Here is a 24,560-nt window from a genome sequence, read left to right as displayed (position 1 = left end):
AGATTTTAATCAATCGACAAGATGAACAAGTGAAACGAAACGAAAGATAGCGACATTCTCGCCAGCGTCTTATGTGGAATTTACAAGACTAAGGACTTAAGTTATGCCAGAAACCTATACCCCTGTTACCGCGGTAACGGGCACCTGGACCGAAGAAGAGATCCGTCAACAACCTGCCAGTTGGATCCGTTCCCTTACGAATATCGACAACATTCGCTCTGCCATTGACAGCTTTCTCGCACCATTACTGCGCAAAAACGATCTGCGGATCATACTGACTGGGGCCGGAACATCAGCATTCATTGGCGACATCATCGCCCCCTGGCTGGCAAGCTATACCGGTAAAAACATCAGCGCTGTGCCAACCACCGATCTGGTCACTAATCCGATGGATTACCTGAATCCCGCACATCCGCTGCTGCTCATTTCTTTCGCTCGCTCAGGAAACAGCCCTGAAAGCGTTGCGGCAGTGGAACTGGCTAATCAGTTTGTACCTGAGTGCTATCACCTGCCAATCACCTGCAACGAAGCAGGTAGCCTCTATCAAAATGCAGTCGCAAGCGACAATGCCTTTGCTCTGTTGATGCCCGCAGAGACACATGACCGTGGTTTCGCCATGACCAGCAGCATTACCACCATGATGGCCAGCTGCCTGGCGGTATTCGCCCCGGAAAAAATCAACAGTCAGACCTTCCGCGACGTGGCCGATCGGTGCCAGGCGATTCTGACTTCACTGGGTGATTTCAGCGACGGCGTATTTGGCAATGAACCCTGGAAACGGATCGTTTACCTCGGTAGCGGTGGATTACAGGGAGCTGCGCGGGAATCGGCACTGAAAGTCCTGGAACTGACAGCAGGCAAACTGGCCGCATTCTATGACTCCCCTACAGGCTTTCGTCACGGTCCAAAGTCGCTGGTTGATAACGAAACGCTGGTAGTGGTCTTTGTTTCCAGCCATCCCTATACACGTCAATACGATCTCGATCTGCTGGCAGAGTTACGCCGCGATCGGCAGGCATTGCGGGTTGTCGCGATTGCCGCACAAACCCATGAGGCGATTGAAGCTGGCCCACATATTCTGCTGCCACCAGCACGCTCTTTCATCGATATGGAATTGGCATTCTGCTTCCTGATCTACGCCCAGGTCTTTGCTTTGACGCAATCCATCAATATCGGCAATACACCGGATACGCCTTCTGCCAGCGGCACTGTGAACCGCGTTGTACAGGGCGTTGTTATTCATCCCTGGAACGCCTAAAAGGATCGTTTTATGAGCATTATTTCCACGAAATACCTCCTGCTGGATGCCCAAAAAAAGGGCTATGCCGTACCCGCCTTTAACATTCATAACGCCGAGACGATCCAGGCGATCCTTGAGGTGTGCTATGAAATGCAATCGCCAGTGATCCTTGCCGGAACACCAGGCACCTTTAAGCATATCGCGCTGGAAGAGATCTACGCGCTGTGCAGCGCTTATTCCACCAGCTACGGTATACCGCTGGCGCTGCACCTCGATCACCATGAGTCGCTGGACGATATCCGTCGTAAAGTGAATGCAGGAGTGCGCAGCGCAATGATCGACGGCAGCCACTTTCCGTTTGAAGAAAACGTGAAGCTGGTGAAATCCGTTGTGGATTTTTGCCATGCCAAAGATTGCAGCGTGGAAGCTGAGCTGGGTCGCCTCGGTGGCGTAGAAGATGATATGAGCGTGGATGTAGAAAGCGCCTTCCTCACCGATCCACAAGAAGCTAAACGGTTTGTTGAGCGTACTGGCGTAGATAGCCTTGCAGTTGCCATCGGCACAGCACACGGTTTATATACCAAAACGCCCAAAATCGATTTCCAACGACTGGGTGAAATTCGTGAGGTCGTCGACGTTCCCCTGGTTCTACATGGCGCAAGCGATGTTCCTGACGAATACGTTCGCCGCACGATCGAGCTTGGCGTGTGCAAAGTTAACGTCGCTACTGAACTGAAAATCGCTTTTGCCGATGCGGTCAAGGCGTGGTTTGCGGAGAATCCGCAGGGCAACGATCCTCGCTATTACATGCGGGTCGGTATGGATGCGATGAAAGAAGTGGTGCGCAGCAAAATCAATGTGTGTGGCTCATATGAAAAGTTGCTAACTACATTAAAATGTTAATATATATTATTGGTCAAGATAAATAATAAATTAATTACTACTTACCTCTCAATTTATAAAGGTCATGATGAGATATTCATGACCTTCATGACTATACTGATAAAAATAATGGAGTACTCTACATGACACAGGAAAAGTCGTTTAAGTCACGGATATGGGAATTTTTCCAAAGTCTTGGCAAAACATTTATGTTTCCCGTATCGCTATTAGCATTTATGGGATTGTTATTGGGTGTCGGGAGTTCAATTACCAGCCCCTCTACTATAAAAAGTTTTCCATTTCTTGGAGGGGAACTAACGCAATTAACTTTTGGTTTTATTGCTATGGTAGGTGGTTTCGCATTTACCTATTTACCTGTAATGTTTGCTATAGCTATTCCATTAGGTATGGCTAAAAGAAATAAGGCTGTAGGTGCTTATTCTGGCTTTATCGGTTATATGCTGATGAACATGAGCATCAATTATTATCTGACAGTGACACATCAACTCGCGGATACAGCAACCATGAAGCAGGTTGGGCAATCCGTTGTTTTGGGTATACAGACGCTAGAGATGGGGGTTTTGGGCGGCATCATTGCTGGCGTAATTACCTACTTCCTACATGAACGATTTCAGGATACGGTGTTACATGATGCCTTTGCATTTTTTAGTGGCATCCGCTTTGTGCCTATTATCACCTCCCTGACCCTGTCACTTGTCGGCCTTGCTATCCCGTTGCTCTGGACCTACGTAGCAATGGGCATCGCCGGAATCGGCCATATCATTCAAAGTACCAGCGTCTTTGGTCCCTTCCTCTACGGAGTCGGTGTACTGCTGCTCAAACCTTTCGGCCTGCACCATATATTGTTGGCGATGGTTCGCTTCACACCCGCAGGTGGTACAGAAATCGTGAATGGTCATGAAATTGCAGGCGCGTTGAATATCTTCTACGCCGAGCTAAAAGCTGGCCTACCATTTAGCCCTCACGTAACCGCATTTTTATCTCAGGGTTTTATGCCGACCTTTATTTTCGGTCTTCCGGCTGTAGCTTATGCTATTTATCGTACAGCAAAGCCTGAGAATCGCCATATTATCAAAGGGCTATTGCTTTCTGGCGTGTTAGTTTCGGTTATTACCGGTATCTCTGAACCGATTGAATTCTTATTTCTGTTTATTGCACCTGCACTGTATGCTTTCCATATCGTTATGTCTGGTTTAGCACTCATGGTAATGGCAATCCTGGGGGTAACAATAGGTAATACTGACGGCGGGATTCTAGATCTTCTTATTTTCGGCGTGATGCAAGGCACATCAACGAAATGGTATCTATTATTCCCGGTTGGTATCGTTTGGTTTACTGTTTATTTCTTGGTTTTCCGTTGGTACATACTCAAACACGATATTAAAACACCGGGACGTGAAGATTCTACCGACGGCGCTGCGCAAGCCGTTGCTTCTAATACAAAAGCACGCGGGAAGTCGAAATACGATCATGGCGTAATATTGAATGCGCTTGGCGGTAAGGAAAATATTGATTCACTGGATAACTGCATTACCCGTCTACGCCTTGTAGTCAAAGATATGAGCAAGGTCGATCAACAAACGCTGAAAAGCGCCGGAGCACTTTCGGTCGTCGTTCTCGACGCACACAGCGTGCAGGTGATCATCGGACCGCAGGTACAAAGCGTCAAGACAGGCATTGAAGCCTTAATTTAAATAGGGGTTGGACATGTTTGATTTCGATAAAATCATTGAGCGGAAAAGTGATAAATGCCGCAAGTGGGATCATCAGTTTGTATGTTCACGTTTTGGCCGGGTACAAGAGGACTTCATCCCCTTATGGATCGCCGATATGGATTTTACCTCACCGCCGGCGGTAATTGACAGATTTCAGCAGATCGTGAGCCACGGAACATTTGGCTACACCTACTGTTTCGACCAGTTTTACGACGCTGTGGTGGACTTTCAGCGTGAACGCCACCATGTCAACGTTGAACGCGACTGGATAACGCTCACCTACGGCACCGTTTCTACCTTGCATTATCTCGTGCAAGCCTTTTGCCTACCGGGCGACAGCGTCATGATGAATACGCCAGTCTATGATCCTTTCGCCATGGCAACGCAACGACAGGGAGTTACAGTACTGGCAAATCCGCTGCAGGCCACGGATAACCGCTATCAGTTGGATTTTTCACTGGTTGAATCACAGCTGAAAACTCACAGGCCTAAGCTGTGGTTATTTTGCTCGCCGCATAATCCATCGGGAAGAATCTGGACACAGGCTGAAATACACCAGGTATCCGAGCTCTGTCAACGCTATGGCGTGATTCTGGTCGTCGATGAGGTTCACGCCGAGCACCTTCTTGAAGGGGAATTTACAAGTTGCCTGGCTCCGGGTGCAACGGCGCAGGATAACCTGATCCTACTCACCTCACCCAATAAAGCGTTTAACCTCGGCGGACTGAAAACCTCGTATTCCATCATTCCGGATAGCCGCCTGCGCCAGCGCTTTCGCCAGCAGTTGGAAAGGAACTCCATCACGTCCCCTAATATGTTTGGAGTTTGGGGGATTATTCTGGCCTACCAGCATGGGCTACCTTGGCTGAATGCGCTGAATAGCTATTTGCGGGGCAACGCCCACTACCTCGCCGACGCAATTCATACACATTTCCCAGACTGGAAGATGATGACGCCCGAGTCCTCTTATTTGGCATGGATAGACGTGAGCAGCGGTGGCAAAACGGCGACCGAGGTCGTCAACCATTTTGCCCATCGCGCTAGCGTAATTATTGAAGATGGCAGCCACTATGTTCAGGATGGTGAACGCTTTATCAGAATTAACTTTGGCACACAGCGATATTGGCTGGAACAAGCAATAGAACGGATGCAAAAAAGTTATTAATAACCCCAGCAGATAACTAACGTTATCTGCTTAATTCCACCGATCCTGATAAATAAAATTTACAGACCCGCCACATCCCTGTTTCGTCGCGCCAACGCGTTGCAGTTTGCCTTTTAGCTGCAACGCTTTCAGCGCGTTCTTCCGACATTTCTTCCAACAAACTGGCGATCAATCCAGACGCTCTTACTCTCCCTGTTGTTCCAGTGCGTGCTTATACAGCGCATTCTTTTTCACGCCGTGGATTTCAGCGGCCAGCGCGGCGGCCTTTTTCAGCGGCAGTTCTGCCTGTAATAAAGCCAACGTACGCAGCGCATCGGCAGGGAGATCGTCTTCCTGCGCTTTATGCCCTTCGACAATCAGCACCATTTCACCTTTACGACGGTTTTCATCTTCCTTGACCCACGCAAGCAGTTCGCCGACCGGTGCGCCGTGAATGGTTTCCCAGGTTTTGGTCAGCTCGCGCGCCAGCACCACGTAACGGGATTCGCCCCAGACGGCAACCATGTCTTCCAGGCTATCCAGCAAGCGGTGGGTAGATTCATAAAAAATAAGCGTACGCGGCTCTGCCTCAATGGCTTTCATCGCATCACGACGCCCTTTCGATTTGGCAGGCAGAAAACCTTCATAGCAAAAGCGGTCTGAAGGCAAACCAGCAGCGCTCAGGGCAGCAATCGCCGCGCAAGGGCCCGGCAGAGGAACAACGCGGATCCCCGCTTCGCGACAGGTGCGCACCAGATGGTAGCCAGGATCGTTAATCAGCGGCGTTCCGGCATCGGAAACCAGCGCAATGTTTTGCCCTTCTTTGAGTTTCGCCACCAGCGTTTCCGCTTTTTGTTGCTCATTGTGATCGTGTAACGCGAACAAACGGGCGTTAATCGCGAAATGTTGTAACAATAATCCTGTATGACGAGTGTCTTCAGCGGCAATCAAATCAACGGCTTGTAAAACTTCGAGCGCTCGTTGGGTAATATCAGCCAAATTTCCTATAGGAGTAGGTACAATAAAGAGTTGGCCTTGAGAATTATCCGCCGATTCGTGTTGTTTCATTGTGTCGTCCGTATTGCCGATTTAATATTGAGCATTGAGTAAAAAATATCACTGGATACAGTATGGTACCCTCAACATTTTCTCGTTTGAAAGCCGCGCGCGCGCTACCAGTCATTCTGGCAGCACTGATTTTCGCAGGCTGTGGCACCCAGGCGCCAGACCAGAGTGCAGCCCATATGCAGGGCACTGCGCAGGCTGATTCCGGCTTTTATCTGCAACAAATGCAGCAAAGCTCAGATGATAGCAAGACCAACTGGCAATTACTCGCCATTCGTGCACTGCTGAAAGAAGGCAAGAGCCAGCAGGCTAGCGAGCTGTTCAACCAGCTGCCGCAGAAACTAAACGACACTCAGCGTCGTGAGCAGTCTCTGCTGGCCGTCGAGATCAAGCTCGCACAGAAAGATATCGCTGGCGCTCAGGCCCTGCTGGATAAACTCACTCCTGCCGATTTCGATCAAAACCAGCAGGCCAGATACTGGCAGGCGCAAATCGACGTCAACCAGGGTCGTCCATCGTTGACACTACTGCGCGCCCTGATCTCCCAGGAACCGCTGCTGGCCGCGAATACTAAGCAGAAAAACATCGATGCCACCTGGCAGGCGCTGTCATCCATGACCCAGGAGCAAGCACAGGCACTGGTCATCAATGCGGATGAAAACGTGCTGCAAGGCTGGTTGGATCTCCAGCGCGTCTGGTTCGATAACCGTAACGATCCAGACATGATGAAAGCCGGTATTGCGGACTGGCAGAAACGTTATCCGCAAAACCCGGGCGCAAAAATACTGCCAACGCAGTTGGTTAACGTCCAGAGCTTTAAGCCCGCCTCCACCAGCAAAATTGCGCTGCTGCTGCCGCTGAACGGTCAGGCCGCTGTATTTGGCCGGACTATTCAGCAAGGCTTTGAAGCGGCAAAAAATATGGGTACTCAACCCGTAGCGGCCCCTGCTGTAGCTGCGCCTGCTGTGGATACAACAGCTGCGACGACCACGGAACAGCCGCAAACGACTGACGGCGTTGCCAGCCCTTCTCAGGCGTCAGTAAGCGATCTGACCAACGAGATGCCAGCTCAGCCAGAAACACCTGCTGCGCAGCCCACAGCACCCGCTCAGCCAACAACCGCCAGCGCACCGGCGAATCCATCAGCAGAGCTGAAAATCTACGACACTTCATCACAGCCTCTGAACCAAATCCTGACTCAGGTTCAGCAGGATGGTGCCAGCATCGTGGTTGGCCCACTGCTGAAGAATAATGTTGAAGAGCTGATGAAAAGCAATACGCCATTAAACGTGCTGGCACTTAATCAGCCGGAATCGGTGAAAAACCTGCCGAACGTCTGCTACTTCGCTTTGTCGCCAGAAGATGAAGCGCGCGACGCCGCGCGTCACATCCGCGATCAAGGAAAACAGACGCCGCTGTTGTTGATCCCTCGGAGTTCATTAGGCGATCGCGTTGCCAACGCCTTTGCACAGGAATGGCAAAAGCTGGGCGGCGGCGTAGTGTTGCAGCAGAAGTTTGGCTCCACCGCCGAGCTGAAAATGGGCGTAAACGGCGGCTCAGGAATTTCCCTGACGGGCAGCCCGGTAGCCTCCTCTGTACCTGCGCAACCTGGCGTGACGATTGGCGGCCTGACGATTCCGGCTGCGCCCACCGATGCGCAGATCACCGGCGGCAGCGGCCGTGTTGATGCAGTGTATATTCTGGCGACGCCGGAAGAAATTGCCTTTATTAAGCCGATGATCGCTATGCGCAACGGCAGCCAGAGCGGAGCGACGCTGTACGCCAGCTCCCGTAGCGCGCAGGGAACTGCTGGCCCGGATTTCCGTCTGGAGATGGAAGGCTTGCAGTACAGCGAAATACCGATGCTGGCAGGTGCTAACGCTCCTCTCATGCAGCAGGCGCTTGGCGCGGTTCGTAACGACTACTCACTGGCACGTATGTATGCGATGGGCGTCGATGCCTGGTCACTTGCCAACCACTTCTCGCAAATGCGTCAGGTACAGGGTTTCGAAATTAACGGCAACACCGGGGCCTTAACCGCAACGCCGGATTGTGTGATTAACAGGAAGTTATCATGGCTCAAATACCAGCAAGGACAAGTCGTCCCCGCCAGTTAACGAGTAAACAGACCGGTGACGCGTGGGAATCCACCGCGCGTGACTGGCTGCAAAGCAAGGGACTGCATTTTATCGCCGCCAACGTGCGTGAACGTGGCGGCGAAATCGACCTGATAATGCGTGAAGGCAGCACCACCGTCTTTGTTGAAGTCCGCTATCGGCGCTCGGCCCAGTTTGGCGGCGCAGCGGCGAGTGTGACCCGGAGCAAACAACACAAATTATTACAGACCGCCCGCTTGTGGCTTGCGCGTCACAATGGGAGTTTTGATACTGTGGATTGCCGGTTCGATGTGTTAGCCTTCACCGGAAATGATGTTGAGTGGTTTAAGGACGCGTTCAACGACCGCTCATAGTTGAAGATTCAGAGCCTGGTTCTTAAGGATTAGCGTGTTAGATAGAATTAAAGTCTGCTTTACAGAAAGCATTCAAACTCAGATAGCTGCGGCTGAAGCACTTCCGGATGCGATCTCCCGTGCCGCCATGACGCTGGTTCAGTCCCTGCTCAATGGCAACAAAATTCTCTGTTGTGGTAATGGGACGTCCGCTGCCAACGCACAGCATTTTGCTGCCAGCATGATCAATCGTTTTGAAACAGAACGCCCAAGTTTACCTGCGATTGCACTAAATACTGATAATGTGGTCTTAACTGCGATTGCCAACGATCGCCTGCACGATGAAGTTTATGCAAAACAAGTCCGTGCGCTGGGACATGCAGGAGATGTTCTGCTGGCAATCTCTACGCGTGGTAATAGCCGCGATATCGTAAAAGCCGTTGAAGCCGCCGTGACACGCGACATGACAATCGTCGCGCTGACCGGGTATGACGGAGGGGAACTGGCCGGATTACTGGGGCCGCAGGATGTTGAAATCCGTATCCCCTCACACCACAGCGCCCGCGTTCAGGAAATGCACATGCTGACGGTCAACTGCCTTTGCGATCTCATCGATAACACGCTTTTCCCTCACCAGGATGATTAAGGAGTACACATGAAGGCATTTTCGCCGCTTGCTGTGATTATCGCTGCACTGCTGCTGCAAGGCTGTGTCGCTGCTGCCGTTGTCGGAACTGCTGCTGTCGGCACCAAAGCCGCGACGGATCCTCGCAGCGTCGGCACCCAGGTAGATGATGGAACCCTGGAATTACGCGTCAATACGGCGTTGTCGAAAGATGCCCAGATCAAGAAAGAAGCGCGAATCAACGTGAGCGCATATCAGGGTAAAGTGCTGCTGGTCGGTCAGTCGCCAAATAGCGAACTGTCTGCACGAGCAAAACAGATTGCGATGGGCGTAGAAGGTACGACTGAGGTCTTTAATGAGATCCGTCAGGGCCAGCCAATCGGTCTGGGCGATGCGTCCAACGATACCTGGATAACCACCAAAGTACGTTCCCAGTTACTGACCAGCGATCAGGTGAAATCCTCTAACGTGAAAGTCACGACCGAGAATGGAGAAGTGTTCCTGTTAGGTCTGGTGACCGAACGCGAAGCGAAGGCGGCGGCAGACATCGCCAGCCGGGTAAGCGGCGTGAAACGCGTCACGACGGCCTTTACGTTTATTAAGTAATACTGATGCCGGATAGCGACGCCTGAGCGTCTTATCCGGCCTACAGGACGTTATCGTTTGTAGGTCGGATAAGCGTCAGCGCCATCCGGCATTTTATTTAGCCCTTTCGCGTAACTCGGAAGAGGTCAGGATCGAAACCCCTTCATGCCCAGGCACCAGCGCTTCTGCCAACATTGCCCGCGCAACATCGCGCGCTTCAATCGACTTCCAGTTACCCGGCAGCAGCCTGAACAACGGCGCTAAAAACATCTCATTCGCCCGCTGTTTGTCCCTATCACCTAGTAGCATTGAAGGCCGGGCAATGGTCAGCCGAGGCCAATTCTGCGCAATCAGCGCCTGCTCCATTTCACCTTTCACCCGGTTATAAAAAAACGGTGAATTGGCATTAGCGCCCATCGAACTCACCACCAGCATATGCTGTGCCCCCAGCCGACGCCCCGTCAGAGCTGTATCCACTACCAGCGTATAGTCAGCGTGGATAAATGCTTCTTTGCTGCCCGCTTCACGTCGGGTCGTTCCCAGACAACAAAAGACAATATCGACCGGATCGGTAACCTGCGCCAGAGCATCGGTTAGCTGCGGATCGTGGGGATTATAGATGCCAACCGTATCAGCCAGCGGTCGACGCGTCGGCGTCGTAATGGCATTGATCCGGGGTTCATTCAGTAGCATCCGCAATAAATGTCCACCCACCAGACCCGTTGCACCGGTTATTAACACCTGGCTCATCGTTTATTTTCCCCTGACGCTTCAATCACTCTTTTAACTATAGATCACGTAGCCAGTGCATCTTTTTACCGAAGCCCAGCGTGTTGTCCGTGAATTTGACTTCATCCAGTCGAATCTCCCACACGGGCGCTGGCAACATTCTGGCGACAGGGAAACGGCGGTTGTAGGCGTTACGCGCGGCTTCACTCTCCAGCCCTTCAAGACGGCGAATCTCCCCCTTAAACTGCACGCCACGAATCAGGGCGACCGTTTTGGGCTGACCATTTACCGTGCCGGCAATCGGCGCGCGCGGCCCGGACATTTGCGCATGGCGCGTTTTATCTTCGGTCAGCACATAGAATGCCATCTTCTGCGCATCAAACAGGTAAAACGCATTAGCGCACCACAATTCACCTTCATGGTGTACGCACCAGGTCACGACGTGCTGTTTTGCCAGCCAGCGAGACACCGCAGTCAGTGTTTCCATTTCTGTTCTCTTTTATACTGTAGGCCTGAAAATTATCACGTCGATGGTGACAATGACACCCTGGTATCTGTACCTGATCCGTACCGCTGACAACGCCTTATACACCGGAATAACCACCGATGTGCAGCGCCGCTATAAGCAGCATCAAAGTGGGAAAGGCGCGAAGGCGCTACGTGGAAAGGGGGAACTCACGTTGGCATTTGCGGCGCAAGTTGGCGACCGTTCGCTGGCCCTGCGCATAGAGTATCGCGTCAAACAGCTCACAAAGCGTCAGAAAGAGCGCCTTGTAGAAGGCGAAGGGCTTGAGGCTCTACTGAGCAGCCTGCAAGCCCCGGATGTTAAAAACGATTGAAGTGGTCGTGGTATTCCACCAGGCCCGTCACGCCCTCCAGCGCATCGTCCGCCAGGCGATGAACCTGGAACGCGCTTTCGGTGCCCGGCCAGCGGCAACGCAGGTCATGATGCGCTGCCAGCTCAAAGCCAAAGCGGCTGTACAGTGCCGGATCGCCCAGCGTAACCACCGCGGCGTAGCCAAACTCGTTCAGGGAATCGAGTCCTTCATAGACCAGTTGACGCGCCAGGCCTTGCCCCCGGTAGTTTTCATCCACCGCGAGCGGCGCCATGCCGACCCATTGCAGATCTTCACCCTGAACATCGACAGGGCTGAACGCGACGTAACCCACTACCTGACCTTCATCATCGGTAGCAACCAAACCCAACGTTAAGAAACCATCTTCACGCAGGTCGTGGACTAATTTTGCTTCCGCATCGCTCTCAAATGAACGACGCAGCAACGCATCAATACCAGGGGCATCAATGGGAATCTCAACTCGAATCAGCATGGCTCACCTACCGAGGTCTGTTTGGTTTCTGGCGACGTTTTCATCCCCGCCTCAACAAAATCCGCCAACTGCATCAGCATGACGCGCAACGCTTTAGGCATCTGCTCCAGTTCGATGGCATCCATCAGATTTTTTACGTATAGCCCTAATTCTGTATCACCTTCAATCACCAGGCGACGCTGGAAGAAAAGCGTATCCGGATCCTGCTTGCGGGCCACGATCATCAGGAGATCGCTGGCATCGGCGCTAAAACTCACATCCGCATCTGCATTCTGGCTGACGATAAGTTTATCGTTTTCAACAGAGGTATACCATTTGAGGTCAATGTCACGCACATGAATGCTCAGCCAGCGACCTTCGAGAAACTCCAGCTCCCCATCGGCCAGCGCCTGACTAAACTGCCAGCTCAGGACCTGCTCCAGAACCTGGCGCTTCAGCGCAAAGGGCGTCAGTTTAACCGGTACACTCATCAGAGAAGGACCTAAATGTACTAAGCGTGAACGCAGTTTATCCAACACGAGCTTTACTCCCTGTTTCAATAGTCCTGCTATTTTGCCATATCAAATAAACGACATAGCGGCATAAATCAACAATTCGCTACGAAATTGTGACCTCTTTATTGGTGTCACCAATACGACTTTAACTGCCTCAAATCAAAAATTGTCTCAGCAAGGTTAACTAAAATCCCTCTTCGTTAACATTTCTGCGCCCTACATGGCGCAACGTTCAGGATAAATTATGGAGCTGCTCTGCCCTGCCGGAAACCTCCCGGCGCTTAAGGCGGCCATCGAGAACGGCGCTGATGCTGTCTACATCGGGCTGAAAGATGATACCAACGCCCGTCATTTCGCCGGCCTTAATTTTACCGAGAAAAAATTGCAGGAAGCGGTGAGTTTCGTTCATCAACATCGCCGTAAGCTGCACATTGCGATTAACACCTTTGCGCACCCGGATGGTTACGCACGCTGGCAGCGTGCCGTTGATATGGCAGCGCAACTGGGTGCAGACGCGCTGATCCTCGCCGACCTCGCCATGCTTGAGTATGCCGCAGAGCGCTACCCGCATATTGAGCGCCATGTCTCTGTTCAGGCATCTGCAACCAATGAAGAGGCGATTAATTTCTACCATCGCAACTTTGACGTCGCCCGCGTGGTTCTGCCGCGCGTGCTGTCTATTCATCAGGTGAAGCAACTTGCTCGCGTCACACCAGTTCCCCTGGAAGTGTTCGCCTTTGGCAGCTTGTGCATTATGGCGGAAGGCCGTTGCTATCTTTCGTCTTACCTGACGGGCGAATCTCCTAATACCGTCGGTGCCTGCTCCCCTGCCCGTTTTGTGCGCTGGCAGCAGACCCCACAGGGTCTGGAATCTCGCCTGAACGAAGTGCTGATTGATCGCTACCAGGATGGCGAAAACGCCGGGTATCCAACGCTGTGTAAAGGGCGCTACCTGGTGGATGGCGAGCGCTACCATGCGCTGGAAGAACCCACCAGCCTCAACACGCTCGAACTGCTGCCGGAACTGCTGGCTGCCAATATTGCCTCGGTGAAAATCGAAGGTCGCCAGCGCAGCCCGGCTTACGTTAGCCAGGTGGCGAAAGTGTGGCGTCAGGCAATCGACCGCTGTATGGCCGACCCGCAAAACTACGTCCCGCAGGCCGCGTGGATGGAAACGCTCGGTTCAATGTCCGAAGGCACGCAGACCACGCTTGGCGCGTATCACCGTAAATGGCAGTGAGAAAAGCAATGAAATATTCATTAGGACCCGTGCTCTACTACTGGTCGAAAGAAACGCTGGAAGATTTTTACCAGCAGGCCGCCGCCAGTCATGCTGACGTTATCTATCTTGGCGAAGCGGTATGCAGCAAACGCCGTGCGACCAAAGTGGGCGACTGGCTGGATATGGCGAAGTCTCTCGCCGGTAGCGGTAAGCAGGTGGTGCTGTCGACGCTGGCGCTGGTGCAGGCTTCCTCTGAACTGGGAGAGCTGAAGCGCTATGTCGAAAACGGCGACTTCCTGTTGGAAGCCAGCGATCTCGGCGTGGTGAATATGTGCGCCGAGCGTAAGCTGCCGTTTGTCGCCGGGCACGCGCTCAACTGCTACAACGCCGTCACGCTGCGTATTCTGCTCAAGCAGGGCATGGTGCGCTGGTGTATGCCGGTTGAGCTGTCGCGCGACTGGCTGGTGAACCTGCTCAACCAGTGCGACGAACTGGGTATTCGCGACCAGTTTGAAACCGAAGTGCTGAGTTATGGGCATTTACCGCTGGCCTACTCTGCCCGCTGCTTTACCGCACGTTCCGAAGATAAGCCTAAAGACGAGTGCGAAACCTGCTGCATTAAATATCCCAACGGGCGTGATGTGCTGTCGCAGGAGAATCAGCAGGTCTTTGTGCTCAACGGGATCCAGACCATGAGCGGCTATGTCTACAACCTCGGTAACGAGCTGACATCGATGCAGGGGCTGGTTGATATTGTGCGCCTTTCCCCGCTGGGGACAGAGACATTCGCCATGCTTGACGCCTTCCGTGCCAATGAAAATGGCAGTGCTCCATTACCGCTTGCCGCCCACAGTGACTGCAACGGCTACTGGAAGCGACTGGCTGGTCTGGAGCTGCAAGCCTAGCCGGATGGCGGCAAATTGCCTTATCCGGCCTACAAATAGCGATCCCGTAGGCCCGATAAGCGCAGCACCATCGGGCATTGTTTTTGCCGTCAGTCTCATAAAGCTCACTTTGTTAACAACGGTAATCAAATTTTAATGCAGTATTAAAAGATTAACCGGTAACAAAGTGAGCCGTTATGACTGACAAAACTATTCCGTTCTCGGTGCTGGATCTGGCGCCAATCCCTGAAGGGTCTTCGGCAAAAGAGGCCTTCACGCACTCGCTTGATCTCGCCCGACTGGCCGAAAAGCGCGGCTACCACCGCTACTGGCTGGCAGAACATCACAACATGGTCGGTATCGCCAGCGCGGCAACTTCAGTGCTGATTGGCTATCTGGCTGCCAATACCACCACGCTGCATCTCGGGTCTGGCGGCGTGATGCTGCCCAACCATTCGCCGCTGGTGATCGCCGAGCAGTTCGGTACCCTGAATACGCTGTATCCGGGACGCATCGATCTTGGGCTTGGCCGCGCGCCGGGGAGCGATCAGCCAACGATGCGTGCGCTGCGCCGCCATATGAGCGGTGATATCGATAACTTCCCTCGCGACGTCGCTGAACTGGTGGACTGGTTCGACGCCCGCGATCCTAACCCCCATGTACGCCCGGTTCCCGGCTACGGCGAGCAGATCCCGGTCTGGTTATTAGGCTCCAGCCTGTACAGCGCACAGTTGGCGGCCCAGCTCGGCCTGCCGTTTGCCTTCGCCTCGCATTTTGCTCCGGATATGCTGCATCAGGCGCTGCATCTGTATCGCACCCAGTTCAAACCCTCAGCGCGGCTGGCAAAGCCGTATGCAATGGTGTGCATCAACATCATTGCCGCTGACAGCAATCGCGACGCCGAGTTTCTTTTCACCTCGATGCAGCAGGCGTTTATGAAACTGCGTCGTGGCGAAACGGGCCAGCTACCACCGCCGGTAGAGAATATGCATCAGCTGTGGTCCGCTTCTGAACAGTACGGCGTACAACAGGCGCTGAGCATGTCGCTGGTTGGTGATAAGGCGAAAGTGCGACACGGGCTGGAGGCTATCTTGCGTGAAACCCAGGCTGATGAAATTATGGTTAACGGCCAGATTTTTGATCACCTGGCGCGGCTACACTCATTTGATTTGGCGATGGATGTGAAGCAGGAATTGTTGGGGTAGCGCGGTTTGTGCCGGATGGTGGCTACGCCTTATCCGGCCTACACGGTACTGTAGGCCCGGTAAGCGTAGCGCTACCGGGCAACGGTTTTACTGATAGACCGGTAACAAATCCACGCTCGACAGAATATGGATAACCGCGTTGCCGATACCGAACACCAGGATCAGCGCAATCATCGGCTTACCGCCCCAGACACGGAATTTCGGGCTACCGAAACGCTCGCGGGATTTACGTGCCAGCAGCGCCGGAACAATGGCAGCCCAGATGGTTGCTGCGAGTCCTGCATAGCCGATGGCGTACAGGAAACCGTTCGGCCACAGCAGGCCACCGATAATTGGCGGGACAAACGTCAGCAATGCCGTTTTGAAACGTCCCACTGCTGAGTCATCAAAGCCAAACAGATCCGCCAGATAGTCAAACAGACCGAGCGTAACGCCGAGGAATGAACTCGCCACCGCAAAGTTAGAGAACACCACCAGCAGCAGATCCAGACTGCGGCTGTTTAGTACGCCGCTCAGCGCCTGTACCAGCACATCAATGTTACCGCCCTGTTGCGCGATACCGATAAACTCTGGACGCGGAATGTTGCCCATCGTTCCCAGCAACCATACGGTATATAGCACCAGCGCCAGCAGCGTGCCGTACACCAGACACTTAACGATGGTCTTCGGATCTTTGCCGTAGTACTTCATCAGGCTCGGGACGTTGCCGTGATAGCCGAATGAGGCCAGGCAAAACGGCAGCGTCATCAGCAGATACGGTGTATACGAAGCATTGCTTTGTGCCACGTTAAACAGCGTAGTGGGCGTAACATGTCCCAGCAGACTGCCGAAGGTCAGGAAAAAGGTAATCACCTTTGCGCCCAGCACAATCGCCGTCATGCGGCTAACCGCTTTGGTGCTTAACCACACCACAAATGCCACCAGCAGCGCAAAGCCAAGACCTGCCGCGCGCGCCGGAACATTCAGCGACATCTCGGAGAAGGTGTGATGCAGAATCGACCCGCTCGCTGAGATATAGGCGTAAGTCAGGATATAGAGAACGAAGGCGATCGAGATGCCGTTCACTACGTTCCAACCTTTACCCAGCAGATCTTTCGTGATGGTGTCAAAACTGGAGCCAATGCGGTAATTGAGGTTAGCTTCAAGGATCATCAGCCCGGAGTGCAGCATGCAGAACCAGGTGAAGATCAGCGCCGCCATTGACCAGAAAAACCACGCCCCGGACATGACCACTGGCAGAGAAAACATCCCCGCGCCAATAATGGTGCCGCCGATAATCACCACGCCGCCGAGCAGCGAAGGTGACGTTTGGGTGGTGGTTAGTGTTGCCATTTAGCCATCTCTCCAGTCATTTATATTGTGACTACATCTCAATGTGCTGCACTGTACCAGTACACGAGTACAAATGAAATAAAAAAAGCCCCGATTGTTGAGATCGGGGCTGTATATATTACTTTACGCAGCGAAACTTATGCGTCACCGCCGAAACGACGACGACCAGCGGAGTCATCACGACGCGGAGCAGAAGAATCGTCACGACGCGGACCACGGTTGCCTTCACGACGTTCGCCGCTAAAACGACGACCATCGCCACGACCGCCTTCACGACGTTCACCGCTAAAGCCACGACCTTCACCGCGACCACCTTCACGACGCTCGCCGCTGAAACGGCCACCACCACGACGCTCACCACCGGTGTGCGGAACTGCATCGCCAACCAGCTGCATGTTCATCGGCTTGTTCAGGATGCGAGTACGGGTAAAGTGCTGCAGCACGTCGCCCGGCATACCTTTCGGCAGCTCGATGGTGGAGTGGGAAGCAAACAGCTTGATGTTACCGATGTAACGGCTGCTGATATCGCCTTCGTTAGCAATCGCGCCAACGATATGACGAACTTCAACACCGTCATCACGGCCCACTTCAATGCGGTACAGCTGCATGTCACCAACGTCACGACGTTCACGACGCGGACGATCTTCACCACCACGGTCATTACGGTCACGAGGGCCACGATCGTTACGATCGCGCGGACCACGGTCATCACGATCGCGGAATTCGCGTTTCGGACGCATTGGTGCATCTGGCGGCAGGATCAGCGGACGTTCGCCCTGAGCCATTTTCAGCAGTGCGGCTGCCAGCGTTTCGATATCCAGCTCTTCTTCCGGCTGCATTTTCGCCAGCAGAGCACGGTACTGATCCAGATCGCTGCTTTCCAACTGCTGCTGTACTTTAGCGGCGAATTTTTCCAGACGGCGTTTGCCCAGCAGTTCTGCGTTCGGCAGTTCTACTTCCGGAATCGTCAGCTTCATGGTGCGTTCGATGTTACGCAGCAGACGACGCTCACGGTTCTCAACGAACAGCAGCGCACGGCCAGCACGACCCGCACGACCGGTACGGCCGATACGGTGAACGTAAGACTCGGAATCCATCGGGATGTCGTAGTTAACAACCAGGCTGATACGCTCAACGTCCAGGCCACGGGCCGCAACGTCGGTAGCAATCAGGATATCCAGGCGGCCATCTTTCAGACGTTCCAGAGTCTGCTCACGCAGGGACTGGTTCATGTCGCCGTTCAGTGCAGCGCTGCTATAACCGCTACGCTCCAGCGCTTCTGCCACTTCCAGGGTCGCATTTTTGGTACGAACGAAGATAATCGCCGCATCAAAATCTTCTGCTTCCAGGAAACGCACCAGCGCTTCATTTTTACGCATGCCCCACACAGTCCAGTAGCTCTGGCTGATGTCAGGACGCGTGGTAACGCTGGACTGAATGCGTACTTCCTGCGGCTCTTTCATAAAGCGACGGGTAATACGACGAATCGCTTCCGGCATGGTTGCAGAGAACAGAGCGGTCTGATGACCTTCCGGGATCTGCGCCATGATGGTTTCAACGTCTTCGATGAAGCCCATACGCAGCATTTCGTCAGCTTCGTCCAGTACCAGACCGCTCAGTTTGGAGAGGTCCAGAGTACCGCGCTTCAGGTGATCCAGCAGACGGCCCGGCGTACCGACGACGATCTGTGGTCCCTGACGCAGGGCACGTAATTGCACGTCATAACGCTGGCCGCCGTACAGGGCAACCACGTTCACGCCGCGCATGTGTTTAGAGAAATCCGTCATGGCTTCTGCTACCTGAACCGCCAGTTCGCGGGTCGGTGCCAGCACCAGAATCTGAGGTGCCTTCAGCTCAGGATCAAGATTGTTGAGCAGCGGTAAAGAGAACGCTGCAGTTTTGCCGCTACCTGTCTGGGCCATACCCAGAACATCGCGGCCGCCCAGCAGATGCGGAATGCACTCTGCCTGGATTGGAGATGGTTTTTCGTAACCCAGATCGTTAAGGGCTTCAAGGATAGGAGCCTTCAGGCCCAGATCTGCAAAAGTGGTTTCGAATTCAGCCATGTAGTACGTGTGCCTCAAAATTAATGGCGGCCAGTCTACATAACTCATCATGAAATTGATCTGCAATTTTCATTGAAAAGTGTGAACCGGCTCAAAGTAGGTGTATTAACGAACAACAACGCCCTCACCCGTGAAGGTGATGGCAATCAAAAAAGATTACGGGCTGATGTGTACGTCAGCTATTGCTGGTCCGATTCTGCCAGGTCATCTTGGTCCTGGCCCAGGAGCGATAATTCCAACAATGCGTATCGGTGCTCAACAAAGTTATGAACGTTGTTAGCCACCGCCAGTTTGAACAATGCCGTAGCGTTGTCCAAATCCCCCAGACTTAGGTAGTACTTACCTAAATAGAAGTTGGTTTCACTGAGATGCTCAGCGAGCGAGGTGTTATCCGTTGCGTCCGCCTTCAGGCGTTCCATCAGCGTTGCTTCGCTAATGTTGCCCAGGTAGAACTCGACAATGTTCCATCCCCATTGCTCTTTATCCGATTTCTCAAAGCGTTGCTTCAACGCTTCTTTCGCCTGCTTCTCATCGAGCTTCTGCTCGGCAAGATAAAGCCACAGACTACGGAAAGGATCATTGGGATCGTCTTGATAAAACGCTAGCAGATCATCTTGCGCTAACTTGTCGCGACCGCCGTAATACAATGCGATACCGCGATTTAAGTGCGCGTAGTTGTAAGTTGGATCAAGCTCAAGTACAGAATCAAACGCTTCATAGGCAGCATCAAAATTGCCTGCCTGCGTTAAATATATACCTAAGTAATTGAATACTTCAGGCATATCTGGTCGGATTGCCAGCGCTTGTGAAAAATCATTTCGCGCCAGTGCCCTCAGACCGAGACTATCATACAACACTCCGCGCTCATATAAAAGCTGTGCGCGTTCGTCATCGGTTAAAGCCCGACTGGCAAGAATTTGTTCCATACGTGCCAGAATAACTTCCTGCTGCAAAGTCGGTTGCAATGGTACTGCGAGGACTTCACTCTTTCGCCAGGCGGAATTACTGCATCCAGCCAGCGTGAGTGCTGTCGCAACGAAACACCAGCGCAAAAAAGGCTTCATTTCCCACTCCCGAAGACAACGATTGAATGAACGTCCAGGTTCCCCGGTTGCTAACAAGGCATCCTGCCGGGTTAAAGGCCCTCCGCTTTCACGGAGGGCAATGGCAACCTTACTCGCCCTGGCTTGCCGGAGCTTCCGGTTCGCCTGCAGGCTGAGACTGCTCAGTTGCTTCTTTAATGCTCAGACGTACACGGCCCTGGCGATCAACTTCCAGAACTTTGACCGGTACTTCCTGGCCCATCTGCAGGTAGTCGGTCACTTTCTCAACGCGCTTATCAGCGATCTGAGAGATGTGTACCAGACCTTCTTTACCGCCACCGATGGCAACGAATGCGCCAAAGTCAACGATACGGGTCACTTTACCATTGTAGATACGGCCTACTTCGATCTCTGCGGTGATCTCTTCGATACGACGGATAGCATATTTCGCTTTTTCGCCGTCGGTCGCAGCAATCTTCACGGTACCATCATCTTCGATTTCAATGGTGGTGCCGGTTTCTTCGGTCAGAGCACGGATAACAGAACCGCCTTTACCGATAACGTCTTTGATCTTGTCCGGGCTGATCTTGATGGTGTGGATACGCGGAGCAAATTCAGAGATATCGCCACGCGGTGCGTTAATCGCTTGTTCCATCACACCCAGGATATGCAGACGCGCACCTTTAGCCTGGTTCAGAGCAACCTGCATGATCTCTTTGGTGATACCTTCAATTTTGATATCCATCTGCAGTGCAGAGATACCGTCGCGGGAACCCGCCACTTTGAAGTCCATATCGCCCAGGTGGTCTTCGTCGCCCAGGATGTCAGACAGAACAACAAAGTTGTCGCCTTCTTTCACCAGACCCATCGCGATACCCGCAACGGCGGCTTTGATCGGCACGCCTGCGTCCATCAGCGCCAAGGAAGCACCACATACGGAAGCCATGGAAGAAGAACCGTTAGATTCGGTGATTTCAGAAACCACACGCACGGTGTACGGGAATTTATCCAGTTCCGGCATTACTGCCAGTACGCCACGTTTCGCCAGACGGCCGTGACCAATCTCACGACGCTTCGGAGAACCGACCATACCGGTTTCACCTACGCAGTACGGAGGGAAGTTGTAGTGGAACAGGAAGTTGTCAGTGCGCTCGCCCATCAGTTCGTCAAGGTTCTGCGCATCACGAGTGGTGCCCAGGGTCGCAGTAACCAGCGCCTGAGTTTCGCCACGGGTGAACAGTGCGGAGCCGTGGGTACGCGGCAGAACGCCAGTACGCACGTCCAGACCACGGATCATGTCTTTTTCACGGCCATCGATGCGCGGCTCGCCTGCCAGTACGCGGCTACGAACAACGTTTTTCTCGATAGCGTGCAGAATTTCACCCAGTTCGTTAGCGTCCAGGGTTTCGTCTTCAGCCACCAGAGTCGCGATGGTTTCAGATTTGATTACGTCAACCTGAGCATAACGCTCTTGTTTGTCAGTGATGCGGTAAGCATCGCTCAGGCGAGCTTCTGCCAGTGCGGCAACGCGTGCGTTCAGCGCTTCGTTGACGGCTTCTGGCTGCCAGTCCCAACGCGGTTTGCCAGCTTCTTTCGCCAGCTCGTTGATAGCCTGAATCACAACCTGCTGCTGTTCGTGACCGAACACAACAGCACCCAGCATCTGATCTTCGCTCAGCAGTTCTGCTTCGGATTCAACCATCAGTACGGCTGCTTCAGTACCCGCAACAACCAGGTCCAGCTTGCTTTCTTTCAGTTCGTCCTGAGTCGGGTTCAGTACGTACTGGTCATTGATGTAACCAACACGTGCAGCACCGATCGGGCCGTTGAATGGAATACCAGACAGAGTCAGCGCAGCAGATGCACCAATCATTGCCACGATGTCCGGGTTAACCTGCGGGTTAACGGAAACAACGGTCGCGATAACCTGAACTTCGTTAACGAAGCCTTCCGGGAACAGCGGGCGAACTGGGCGGTCAATCAGACGCGCGATCAGGGTTTCGCCTTCGCTCGGACGGCCTTCACGACGGAAGAAGCTACCCGGGATACGGCCAGCAGCGTAGGTACGCTCCTGATAGTTAACGGTCAGCGGGAAAAAGTCCTGGCCTGGTTTCGCTTTTTTCTGGCCAACAACGGTAACGAATACCGCGGTGTCATCCATGCTAACCATAACAGCGGCAGTCGCCTGACGCGCCATCATGCCGGTTTCCAGCGTAACGGTATGCTGACCGTACTGGAATTTACGAACGATCGGATTAAGCAAAATAATATCCTTTCTCTATTTTTTTGACGGCACATTTTGCGCCATCGTTAATACCCGATCTTCTGCGCATCCTCGCGACTAATGACAACCCTAACCCATAAGCATGAGTAAAGCCTCTCATTAGCCGCGCGAACCTCTGCAACGGAAGATCATTCATAGCAACAATACATTAGTTTCCAGCGAATTGCTGCCATCTGCTGGAAAAAAGGGGCCATGAAGGCCCCCTCTTTCTGAAACTCGAAAGAATTAGCGACGCAGACCCAGACGCTCGATCAGCGCGGTGTAACGTGCAACATCTTTACGTTTCAGGTAGTCGAGCAGTTTACGACGCTGAGAAACCATGCGCAGCAGACCACGACGGCTGTGGTGATCTTTTTTGTGCTCTGCAAAGTGACCCTGCAGGTGGTTAATCTGTGCAGTCAACAGAGCAACCTGAACATCGGTAGAACCGGTGTCGTTTGCATCACGACCAAACTCAGAAACGATTTTAGCGGTAGCTTCAGTACTTAGAGACATTTTAAAACTCCAAAGTGATAAGAATGAAAGGATGCCGATCTCTAATTCAGCTATCCCAGTGTATACACTTTATCCTTCAAACTGACTCTGCGTTGGCTGCGTCCGCTCACCTCAGTCACTTATCTAAGTAAGCTCCTAAGGATTCTCAGACTTGCCGCCTTGATGCAGCTCGAATGATTTTGTGTATACGTCGCGTAGATTGTTAAACAATTTACGCGACGTTAAGCGGCAGTATTCTACTCGCAGCGCCCTTTTATCGCAAGACAGAGAGCGCTATGCAGGATACTCGACCACCAGGCGACGGGGGGCGACACGACCTTCATCGTCCATCTCCCCCATGCCGATAAACTTGCCGTCATCGCCTTCCGTCACGCGGACCAGCCCTTCCAGCGGCGCGCCTGATGTCCGTACCGGGTTACCATTTTTAAAGTAAACCGAGGATGTTAAAGGCAAATTAACAACAGGATAGTCCGATGCTGGACTGTCCATTGGCATCAGCAAAGGATCAAGCAGCTGTGCCGCCGGAATGTTCTGCTGCTCGGCCTGTTCAACCAGCTCACGCAGATGTTCCAGCGTCACCATTCGATCCACCGGATACTTGCTGACCGTCAAACGACGCAGATACGTGACGTGCGCGCCGCAGCCCAACTTCTCACCGAGATCGTCAACAATGGTGCGAATATAGGTGCCTTTGGAACAGTGAACTTCCAGCTCCAGTTCGTTACCTTCGTGACGGATAAACAGCAGCTCATAGACGGTAATCGGTCGCGCTTCACGCGGCACTTCAATACCCTGACGCGCATATTCGTACAGCTTCTTACCCTGATACTTCAGCGCCGAATACATTGACGGGATCTGCTCGATATCGCCGCGGAAAGTTTCCAGCGCGCTCGCCAGTTGTTCTGCGGTGAAGGTTACCGGACGTTCCTGCACGATTTGCCCATCGGCATCGGAAGTGTCTGTACGCTGGCCCAGACGGGCAACCACACGATAGCGTTTGTCAGAATCCAGCAAATACTGTGAAAACTTAGTCGCTTCACCGAGGCAGATTGGCAGCATGCCTGTCGCCAGCGGATCCAGTGCGCCGGTATGTCCTGCGCGATTGGCATTGTAGATGCGTTTTACTTTTTGCAGTACATCATTGCTGGACATGCCCTGCGGCTTATCCAGCAGCAGGACACCGTGAATGTCGCGACCACGACGACGAGGACGACTCATCAGTCCTCCTTGCTGTCGTCCGCTGGGTTCACACGACGCTCATCGTCATGTTTCACCACGCTGGTCACCAGGTTGGACATGCGCATCCCTTCAACCAACGAGTTGTCGTAGAAGAAGGTCAGCTCAGGCACGATACGCAGACGCATGGCTTTACCCAGCAGAGAACGGATAAAACCAGAGGCTTCCTGCAGTGCCTTGATGCCGTTTTTCACAGCAGCTTCGTCCTGATCGTTGAGGAAAGTCACGAATACTTTGGCATATGCCAGATCACGAGACATCTCAACACCCGATACGGTGGTCATCATACCAACACGCGGGTCTTTGATTTCGCGTTGCAGGATGAGTGCGATCTCTTTCTGCATCTCTTGCGCGACACGCTGCGGGCGACCAAATTCTTTCGCCATAATAAATTCTCCAGAATAAGACAAAAAAGGGGCTATCAGCCCCTTTTTAAATTTCTTGCCGGGTGGCGCTTCGCTTACCCGGCCTACACCTAATCATCTTCTAAGGATTTTGGGCTGCAAATTGCGGCC

At 52.9% G+C, this 24,560-nt stretch carries 25 protein-coding genes; 12 read left to right on the top strand and 13 right to left on the bottom strand.

What is annotated here, in order from left to right; all coding sequences use genetic code 11:
- Positions 1 to 103 precede the first annotated feature (103 nt).
- From GUC46_RS02780 to GUC46_RS02765, 4 genes are all read left to right on the top strand, one after another.
- The gene (locus GUC46_RS02780; protein WP_003839993.1) at positions 104 to 1,258 is read left to right on the top strand and encodes an AgaS family sugar isomerase; all 1,155 of its coding nucleotides are present in this window, start codon (positions 104 to 106) and stop codon (positions 1,256 to 1,258) included.
- 12 nt (positions 1,259 to 1,270) lie between these two features.
- Positions 1,271 to 2,143: a tagatose-bisphosphate aldolase subunit KbaY gene (gene kbaY, locus GUC46_RS02775; RefSeq protein ID WP_160179713.1), complete on the top strand. Its 873-nt coding sequence runs from the start codon at positions 1,271 to 1,273 to the stop codon at positions 2,141 to 2,143.
- A gap of 122 nt (positions 2,144 to 2,265) precedes the next feature.
- Positions 2,266 to 3,837, top strand: coding sequence for a maltose/glucose-specific PTS transporter subunit IIBC (malX, locus tag GUC46_RS02770; RefSeq protein WP_049001697.1), 1,572 nt, complete (start codon positions 2,266 to 2,268; stop codon positions 3,835 to 3,837).
- A 13-nt stretch (positions 3,838 to 3,850) separates the two neighbouring features.
- Positions 3,851 to 5,023, top strand: a complete 1,173-nt coding sequence (locus tag GUC46_RS02765) for a MalY/PatB family protein (protein WP_130715084.1) — start codon at positions 3,851 to 3,853, stop codon at positions 5,021 to 5,023.
- 183 nt (positions 5,024 to 5,206) lie between these two features.
- Here the strand turns inward: GUC46_RS02765 and rsmI are convergent, their stop codons facing one another.
- A complete protein-coding gene (gene rsmI / locus GUC46_RS02760; RefSeq protein ID WP_003024942.1) occupies positions 5,207 to 6,070 on the bottom strand; it encodes a 16S rRNA (cytidine(1402)-2'-O)-methyltransferase in 864 nt (287 codons plus the stop codon).
- 62 nt (positions 6,071 to 6,132) lie between these two features.
- Here rsmI and GUC46_RS02755 point away from each other — a divergent pair, with 62 nt between their 5' ends.
- Genes GUC46_RS02755 through dolP form a run of 4 tightly spaced genes read left to right on the top strand, consistent with a single transcriptional unit; the run spans position 6,133 to position 9,747 of the window.
- Positions 6,133 to 8,184 (top strand): penicillin-binding protein activator, encoded by a 2,052-nt coding sequence (locus tag GUC46_RS02755; RefSeq protein ID WP_130715083.1) that lies wholly within the window; start codon positions 6,133 to 6,135, stop codon positions 8,182 to 8,184.
- Complete coding sequence (locus GUC46_RS02750; RefSeq protein WP_003024946.1) at positions 8,142 to 8,537, top strand: YraN family protein; 396 nt, start codon at positions 8,142 to 8,144, stop codon at positions 8,535 to 8,537. The genes GUC46_RS02755 and GUC46_RS02750 overlap by 43 nt, the downstream gene beginning before the upstream one ends.
- Positions 8,538 to 8,571: 34 nt before the next feature.
- Positions 8,572 to 9,162 carry a DnaA initiator-associating protein DiaA gene (gene diaA, locus GUC46_RS02745; RefSeq protein ID WP_003024948.1) on the top strand — a complete coding sequence of 197 codons (591 nt, stop codon included), beginning with the start codon at positions 8,572 to 8,574 and terminating at the stop codon, positions 9,160 to 9,162.
- Between the two features lie 9 nt (positions 9,163 to 9,171).
- Positions 9,172 to 9,747 carry a division/outer membrane stress-associated lipid-binding lipoprotein gene (gene dolP, locus GUC46_RS02740; protein ID WP_003024954.1) on the top strand — a complete coding sequence of 192 codons (576 nt, stop codon included), beginning with the start codon at positions 9,172 to 9,174 and terminating at the stop codon, positions 9,745 to 9,747.
- Between the two features lie 93 nt (positions 9,748 to 9,840).
- Here the strand turns inward: dolP and GUC46_RS02735 are convergent, their stop codons facing one another.
- Positions 9,841 to 10,476: an NAD(P)H-binding protein gene (locus GUC46_RS02735; protein WP_130715082.1), complete on the bottom strand. Its 636-nt coding sequence runs from the start codon at positions 10,474 to 10,476 to the stop codon at positions 9,841 to 9,843.
- Between the two features lie 37 nt (positions 10,477 to 10,513).
- A complete protein-coding gene (locus GUC46_RS02730; RefSeq protein WP_044714511.1) occupies positions 10,514 to 10,942 on the bottom strand; it encodes a YhbP family protein in 429 nt (142 codons plus the stop codon).
- Positions 10,943 to 10,985: 43 nt separating this feature from the next.
- On the opposite strand from GUC46_RS02730, the gene GUC46_RS02725 reads away from it, so the two are divergent.
- Positions 10,986 to 11,294, top strand: a complete 309-nt coding sequence (locus tag GUC46_RS02725; protein WP_088169154.1) for a GIY-YIG nuclease family protein — start codon at positions 10,986 to 10,988, stop codon at positions 11,292 to 11,294.
- On the opposite strand, the gene GUC46_RS02720 is transcribed toward GUC46_RS02725, so the two are convergent.
- Together GUC46_RS02720 and GUC46_RS02715 are read right to left on the bottom strand one after the other, a co-directional pair.
- A complete protein-coding gene (locus GUC46_RS02720) occupies positions 11,281 to 11,784 on the bottom strand; it encodes a GNAT family N-acetyltransferase (RefSeq protein ID WP_003024966.1) in 504 nt (167 codons plus the stop codon). The two genes, GUC46_RS02725 and GUC46_RS02720, sit on opposite strands and share 14 nt — an antisense overlap.
- A complete protein-coding gene (locus GUC46_RS02715; protein ID WP_003024968.1) occupies positions 11,778 to 12,302 on the bottom strand; it encodes an SCP2 domain-containing protein in 525 nt (174 codons plus the stop codon). Before GUC46_RS02715 ends, GUC46_RS02720 begins: the two co-directional genes overlap by 7 nt.
- Positions 12,303 to 12,522: 220 nt before the next feature.
- Here GUC46_RS02715 and GUC46_RS02710 point away from each other — a divergent pair, with 220 nt between their 5' ends.
- The 3 genes from GUC46_RS02710 to GUC46_RS02700 all read left to right on the top strand — a co-directional run bounded on the left by GUC46_RS02710 (position 12,523) and on the right by GUC46_RS02700 (position 15,589).
- Positions 12,523 to 13,518 carry a peptidase U32 family protein gene (locus GUC46_RS02710; protein WP_003839981.1) on the top strand — a complete coding sequence of 332 codons (996 nt, stop codon included), beginning with the start codon at positions 12,523 to 12,525 and terminating at the stop codon, positions 13,516 to 13,518.
- Complete coding sequence (locus tag GUC46_RS02705; protein WP_032939206.1) at positions 13,509 to 14,405, top strand: U32 family peptidase; 897 nt, start codon at positions 13,509 to 13,511, stop codon at positions 14,403 to 14,405. Before GUC46_RS02710 ends, GUC46_RS02705 begins: the two co-directional genes overlap by 10 nt.
- A gap of 176 nt (positions 14,406 to 14,581) precedes the next feature.
- Positions 14,582 to 15,589, top strand: a complete 1,008-nt coding sequence (locus GUC46_RS02700; RefSeq protein WP_160179711.1) for a luciferase-like monooxygenase — start codon at positions 14,582 to 14,584, stop codon at positions 15,587 to 15,589.
- An 87-nt stretch (positions 15,590 to 15,676) separates the two neighbouring features.
- Here GUC46_RS02700 and mtr read toward each other — a convergent pair whose 3' ends face one another.
- The 8 genes from mtr to rbfA form a co-directional block, all read right to left on the bottom strand.
- On the bottom strand, positions 15,677 to 16,921 hold the full coding sequence (mtr, locus tag GUC46_RS02695; RefSeq protein ID WP_054528824.1) for a tryptophan permease: 1,245 nt from the start codon (positions 16,919 to 16,921) through the stop codon (positions 15,677 to 15,679).
- A 137-nt stretch (positions 16,922 to 17,058) separates the two neighbouring features.
- A complete protein-coding gene (locus tag GUC46_RS02690) occupies positions 17,059 to 18,987 on the bottom strand; it encodes a DEAD/DEAH family ATP-dependent RNA helicase (RefSeq protein WP_003839970.1) in 1,929 nt (642 codons plus the stop codon).
- Positions 18,980 to 19,060 carry a protein YrbN gene (yrbN, locus tag GUC46_RS02685; RefSeq protein ID WP_010723222.1) on the bottom strand — a complete coding sequence of 27 codons (81 nt, stop codon included), beginning with the start codon at positions 19,058 to 19,060 and terminating at the stop codon, positions 18,980 to 18,982. Before yrbN ends, GUC46_RS02690 begins: the two co-directional genes overlap by 8 nt.
- A gap of 106 nt (positions 19,061 to 19,166) precedes the next feature.
- Complete coding sequence (gene nlpI / locus GUC46_RS02680; protein WP_003024982.1) at positions 19,167 to 20,051, bottom strand: lipoprotein NlpI; 885 nt, start codon at positions 20,049 to 20,051, stop codon at positions 19,167 to 19,169.
- A gap of 109 nt (positions 20,052 to 20,160) precedes the next feature.
- Positions 20,161 to 22,293, bottom strand: a complete 2,133-nt coding sequence (gene pnp / locus GUC46_RS02675) for a polyribonucleotide nucleotidyltransferase (RefSeq protein ID WP_003024984.1) — start codon at positions 22,291 to 22,293, stop codon at positions 20,161 to 20,163.
- A 246-nt stretch (positions 22,294 to 22,539) separates the two neighbouring features.
- A complete protein-coding gene (rpsO, locus tag GUC46_RS02670; protein ID WP_000059465.1) occupies positions 22,540 to 22,809 on the bottom strand; it encodes a 30S ribosomal protein S15 in 270 nt (89 codons plus the stop codon).
- 273 nt (positions 22,810 to 23,082) lie between these two features.
- Positions 23,083 to 24,027 carry a tRNA pseudouridine(55) synthase TruB gene (gene truB, locus GUC46_RS02665; protein WP_003024986.1) on the bottom strand — a complete coding sequence of 315 codons (945 nt, stop codon included), beginning with the start codon at positions 24,025 to 24,027 and terminating at the stop codon, positions 23,083 to 23,085.
- Positions 24,027 to 24,431, bottom strand: a complete 405-nt coding sequence (gene rbfA, locus GUC46_RS02660; RefSeq protein ID WP_003024988.1) for a 30S ribosome-binding factor RbfA — start codon at positions 24,429 to 24,431, stop codon at positions 24,027 to 24,029. The genes truB and rbfA overlap by 1 nt, the downstream gene beginning before the upstream one ends.
- Between the last annotated feature and the right edge of the window lie 129 nt (positions 24,432 to 24,560).

The sequence above is a fragment of the Citrobacter sp. LUTT5 genome (assembly GCF_009905315.1).
In the GTDB taxonomy this organism is placed as follows: domain Bacteria; phylum Pseudomonadota; class Gammaproteobacteria; order Enterobacterales; family Enterobacteriaceae; genus Citrobacter; species Citrobacter freundii.
Note: the sequence above shows the minus strand (reverse complement) of the source record. Positions and strands in the feature narration are given on the sequence as shown.

Excerpts from the sequence above, each read along its gene's own strand:
- GUC46_RS02765 (WP_130715084.1), top strand. The coding sequence starts at position 3,851 with ATGTTTGATTTCGATAAAATCATTGAGCGGAAAAGTGATAAATGCCGC.
- nlpI (WP_003024982.1), bottom strand. The coding sequence starts at position 20,051 with ATGAAGCCTTTTTTGCGCTGGTGTTTCGTTGCGACAGCACTCACGCTG.
- GUC46_RS02730 (WP_044714511.1), bottom strand. The coding sequence starts at position 10,942 with ATGGAAACACTGACTGCGGTGTCTCGCTGGCTGGCAAAACAGCACGTC.
- GUC46_RS02755 (WP_130715083.1), top strand. The coding sequence starts at position 6,133 with ATGGTACCCTCAACATTTTCTCGTTTGAAAGCCGCGCGCGCGCTACCA.
- GUC46_RS02735 (WP_130715082.1), bottom strand. The coding sequence starts at position 10,476 with ATGAGCCAGGTGTTAATAACCGGTGCAACGGGTCTGGTGGGTGGACAT.
- mtr (WP_054528824.1), bottom strand. The coding sequence starts at position 16,921 with ATGGCAACACTAACCACCACCCAAACGTCACCTTCGCTGCTCGGCGGC.
- GUC46_RS02710 (WP_003839981.1), top strand. The coding sequence starts at position 12,523 with ATGGAGCTGCTCTGCCCTGCCGGAAACCTCCCGGCGCTTAAGGCGGCC.
- GUC46_RS02700 (WP_160179711.1), top strand. The coding sequence starts at position 14,582 with ATGACTGACAAAACTATTCCGTTCTCGGTGCTGGATCTGGCGCCAATC.
- GUC46_RS02750 (WP_003024946.1), top strand. The coding sequence starts at position 8,142 with ATGGCTCAAATACCAGCAAGGACAAGTCGTCCCCGCCAGTTAACGAGT.
- rbfA (WP_003024988.1), bottom strand. The coding sequence starts at position 24,431 with ATGGCGAAAGAATTTGGTCGCCCGCAGCGTGTCGCGCAAGAGATGCAG.
- GUC46_RS02725 (WP_088169154.1), top strand. The coding sequence starts at position 10,986 with ATGGTGACAATGACACCCTGGTATCTGTACCTGATCCGTACCGCTGAC.
- rsmI (WP_003024942.1), bottom strand. The coding sequence starts at position 6,070 with ATGAAACAACACGAATCGGCGGATAATTCTCAAGGCCAACTCTTTATT.
- truB (WP_003024986.1), bottom strand. The coding sequence starts at position 24,027 with ATGAGTCGTCCTCGTCGTCGTGGTCGCGACATTCACGGTGTCCTGCTG.
- malX (WP_049001697.1), top strand. The coding sequence starts at position 2,266 with ATGACACAGGAAAAGTCGTTTAAGTCACGGATATGGGAATTTTTCCAA.
- dolP (WP_003024954.1), top strand. The coding sequence starts at position 9,172 with ATGAAGGCATTTTCGCCGCTTGCTGTGATTATCGCTGCACTGCTGCTG.
- GUC46_RS02780 (WP_003839993.1), top strand. The coding sequence starts at position 104 with ATGCCAGAAACCTATACCCCTGTTACCGCGGTAACGGGCACCTGGACC.
- GUC46_RS02720 (WP_003024966.1), bottom strand. The coding sequence starts at position 11,784 with ATGCTGATTCGAGTTGAGATTCCCATTGATGCCCCTGGTATTGATGCG.
- yrbN (WP_010723222.1), bottom strand. The coding sequence starts at position 19,060 with ATGAAAATTGCAGATCAATTTCATGATGAGTTATGTAGACTGGCCGCC.
- rpsO (WP_000059465.1), bottom strand. The coding sequence starts at position 22,809 with ATGTCTCTAAGTACTGAAGCTACCGCTAAAATCGTTTCTGAGTTTGGT.
- GUC46_RS02705 (WP_032939206.1), top strand. The coding sequence starts at position 13,509 with ATGGCAGTGAGAAAAGCAATGAAATATTCATTAGGACCCGTGCTCTAC.
- kbaY (WP_160179713.1), top strand. The coding sequence starts at position 1,271 with ATGAGCATTATTTCCACGAAATACCTCCTGCTGGATGCCCAAAAAAAG.
- GUC46_RS02690 (WP_003839970.1), bottom strand. The coding sequence starts at position 18,987 with ATGGCTGAATTCGAAACCACTTTTGCAGATCTGGGCCTGAAGGCTCCT.